Source organism: Paenibacillus sp. 23TSA30-6 (genome assembly GCF_014858585.1).
Taxonomy (GTDB): Bacteria; Bacillota; Bacilli; order Paenibacillales; family Paenibacillaceae; genus Paenibacillus.
Window position 1 is genome coordinate 1 of the sequence record NZ_SLTL01000071.1, and the last position, 3,506, is coordinate 3,506.

Here is a 3,506-nt window from a genome sequence, read left to right on the forward strand (position 1 = left end):
GGTGTACGTACGGTTCGGAGGAGAGCGTTTGGAAACCTACTGTAGTAATACAGAAAGGCGCTGGGCGCTTATCCTACGCGGAAGGCGGCGAAGGTGCAGACATAAAGTACATATCACCGAAGGATAACCGTGGAGCTGGATCGTGGGTAGGTCACAAGCTGGATGACTACGCAGATGGAACAAAGGTAAGGTTTATAGTGAAATAAGGATGAGGGACTCTACTGGTTAGCAACTGGTAGAGTCTTTTATTCGTATTTCGACATAAAAATAACATTCCATTAGGTATAAAGTAACGAATTGAGTTGGTAAATTAATTAAAATTTTCTATCTAACTGTTGATATAATACAATTTATAAGGATTTTAGACTGGTTCTTTTTTACTGTTTATATCGATGCACTTTTATTCCCCTTACTTCGACATGTGATTAATTATATATTAATAGACGTAAATACAATAAAAAGGAGAGTTTGAAATGAGTGTAAACGCATTAACGAAAAAAATCATGTTAAGCTCCGCAACTGCTGCCCTGCTATTTTCTGTCGTGTCTCCATTTTCCGCTTCTGCTGCAAGTACATCTGTGACTTCTTCTACATATAACGAATCCGTCAATCAATCAGAAGGTGTTGTGCCACCAGTAATTAACGGTACTGATCCAAGTCTTAATGGAGATGTAACGACACAAGGTAAAGTCTCTTGGACAATTAAAGGAATAAAGGCGGCTCTTAAATCACAGGCAAGCAAAATTGATAATGTTATAAAAACAACGATCGATTGGCTTCCCGTAAGTGATAGTGTCAGAAAGAATCTTACTAATGTTGTCAAAGTCGATGCGCTAATAAAGGCTCTAGATGTGGTCACAAATTTCAGTGGCAGTATTGAAGATGCCCTATCACAGGCTATGCAGTATTTAGGTGTAGCGGGATGGTTAGCTGATATTATCGCTAGAGCTATCGGAGCTATATTCCTTTAATAAATGAGATTAACAACGACGAGTGACGGAGGAAGAATGAAAAGAAAGTGGTATTTAAGGCCGTTGGTCATAATTTTAATGATCATCATAACCCCACCGATAGGATATTTGAATGTATTTTTCAATAGGAAGAAATTCGAACCATCTGAACGCTTAGGCTATTTAGCAATAGCCACAGTATTCGCTGCCCTATGGTTAACAAAATTTCTACCAAATCCATGGCGAATTCCCGCTATAATAGTTGTTGCACTTATTGGGATGTTCATGTTCAGAAAAAATAAATAGTCGAGTAAACAAAAAGCTCTGCTAACCTTAATTGGTCGGCAGGGATTTTTTTGTTGAAGGAATTCCTCACCTTGCGCCGAATGAGTTACTGAGGTGATTAGCATGAACCATACATATAAAGTGTTAAAGTCGGATACCGAACTGTTTGCAACTGCATTAAGCCAGGTAAGGGTATATGTCGTTCAGCAATTGGGAGAGGAATTGATAGATATTGCGGAGTAGTGGAGAAGATAACACCGGAGTCGATTAAGATAAACGGATCGTATTTCTTCCGTAATCAATTTGAATTTAGAGTAGATGTCAAAAACTCTACTGACTAACACTGGCAGAGTTTTTTTGTGTAAGGTATATTACATCATATGTAATTTTTGTGAACGACAGGATTCTTCTTACTTCGACAAATTCAAAGTGCTACTATAAAAGTGTATTTAAATACATATATTGGAGGCGTTAAAAGTGAAGAAAAAGTTAGCAATAATTGCTCTATCAGCAGCCCTTTTTTCTGTTCCAGTTCTTCTGTTGTAAACGCTAACGAAAATCAAGAACCCCTTTCTCAAGAAAAGCCACAGACTGTCACAGACTAGGCTTATAACAATAGTTTAAGTTCGGCCAGCCTTAGTGCGGCTGGCATTCTATTGGTCAAGTTGTAAACATTGAAGGTATTGCTGTCAGAGAACCTAAATCATCATCCAACATTAAAAACAATTCAAGTCTTTCTAATGTATATACAATTTATGGGAATTATGATGGATTAGCAGCAAATGGTTTTATTAACTATAAAATTGGTTCACTCAAAACTTATAATTTTGCTCAAAAATATGGAATAGTCATTAATAATCGTACTAGCTATAAACTATATACTATGGCACAGCCAAGCATTTCCTTACCATTAGGACTTTATTTTGTAGCTAAATAAATTTGAATTATTAATTTAGAAAAAAGACTTACACCAGTAATGCATAACATTCTGCTGTATGTACAATTGACCGCGAAGATGCGGAGGAAAACATGAAGGAGTCGCTTAAGGGCTATCCGAAGATTACAGAGGAGGAAGTTCAATGAGAAGTAATTTTATGAAGACAATTTTGTTAGTAATTTTATCATTCTTAATGAGCATGCCTGTGGCTATGGCAGCTAATGGGGAAACGGGTACTGTAAAGGGGATGCAGGGTGTTTCGCCTACAAAAGGAACGATTGTGACGGTTAGTGGCACATATAGTCCAAATATTGGTATGAATGCAATTGATCGCAATTTAAATACTGTTTGGAATGCTGGAGACTATAAAGGAACTATCCAGTTTGTTTTTCCAGAGAAAATAAGTTTGAATTTCATCCAAATTGCAGCGTATTCTAATCCTAAATCAAATAATTATTATACAATATATGGATTGAAAAATGGAAACTGGACGGCTATAACTTCAAAAGTTACTAGGTATGTAGAGGCTACTGTTACAATAACTGACCCTATTGAAGTCACTCCAGGAGTATACGAAGGAATTAAAATCGTAGTAGATGGCGGTTATTCATGGGCTCATATTAATGAACTTACAATAGGTATAACCAATACGACAGATAACTCCATTAAAGATTTAAAAGCAGATGCGGGAGATTCTCAAGCCACCCTTAGTTGGGGAGCAGTAGAAAACGCAGAAAGCTATACTGTAAAATTCGGAACAGAATCAGGCAAGCACACTGAAACCGCAACAGCTACCAAGGATGCCTATGGTAACTTTGTTATTCCCGGCCTGACCAACGGAACGAAATACTATTTTGTGGTCAGTGCTAAAGTAAATGGAGTAGATTCTGAATACTCCAATGAAGCGTCTGCAACTCCACAAGGAGGAGGCGGTCAAACTGATCCAGGACAACCTTCAGGCAACCATGCTATTCTAGTAGTCACCATGACAACCAGCTTGGAGAAAGAATTCGATTTGAGTATGAAAGAGGTCAATGACTTTATTGCATGGTACGAAGGCAAACAGGCTGGTTCTGGATCAGCATCCTATGCAATCAATAAACATGATAACCATAAAGGTCCATTCAGCAACCGAAAGGATTACATGCTGTATGATCGTATCCTAACATTTGAAGTAAGTGAATACTCTAAATAAGATTAAATCCCCGCTAACCTTAACTGGTCGGCGGGGATTTTTGTTGAAGAATCTAAGGAACAGTGTGTTGAAGATCGTACAGGAAATTTAGGCTTTAACTGGTTCAGGTCGTTTTAATTGAAGAGGGGGAGGTATTAGC

The 3,506-nt window shown here is 37.7% G+C and carries 2 protein-coding genes and 2 pseudogenes; all 4 read left to right on the top strand.

Translation table 11 applies throughout. From position 1 onward, the window contains the following. Positions 1-206, top strand: a pseudogene (locus E0698_RS27240) (hypothetical protein); the annotation flags it as partial. A 267-nt stretch (positions 207-473) separates the two neighbouring features. Then, on the top strand, positions 474-971 hold the full coding sequence (locus E0698_RS26060) for a hypothetical protein (RefSeq protein WP_149095779.1): 498 nt from the start codon (positions 474-476) through the stop codon (positions 969-971). 387 nt (positions 972-1,358) lie between these two features. After that, a pseudogene (locus E0698_RS26065) lies at positions 1,359-1,576 on the top strand (hypothetical protein). A gap of 738 nt (positions 1,577-2,314) precedes the next feature. Continuing rightward, the gene (locus E0698_RS26070; protein ID WP_192513405.1) at positions 2,315-3,367 is read left to right on the top strand and encodes a fibronectin type III domain-containing protein; all 1,053 of its coding nucleotides are present in this window, start codon (positions 2,315-2,317) and stop codon (positions 3,365-3,367) included. Positions 3,368-3,506: the final 139 nt, after the last annotated feature.

Coding starts and splice junctions, on each gene's coding strand:
- E0698_RS26060 (WP_149095779.1), top strand. CDS start 474: ATGAGTGTAAACGCATTAACGAAAAAAATCATGTTAAGCTCCGCAACT.
- E0698_RS26070 (WP_192513405.1), top strand. CDS start 2,315: ATGAGAAGTAATTTTATGAAGACAATTTTGTTAGTAATTTTATCATTC.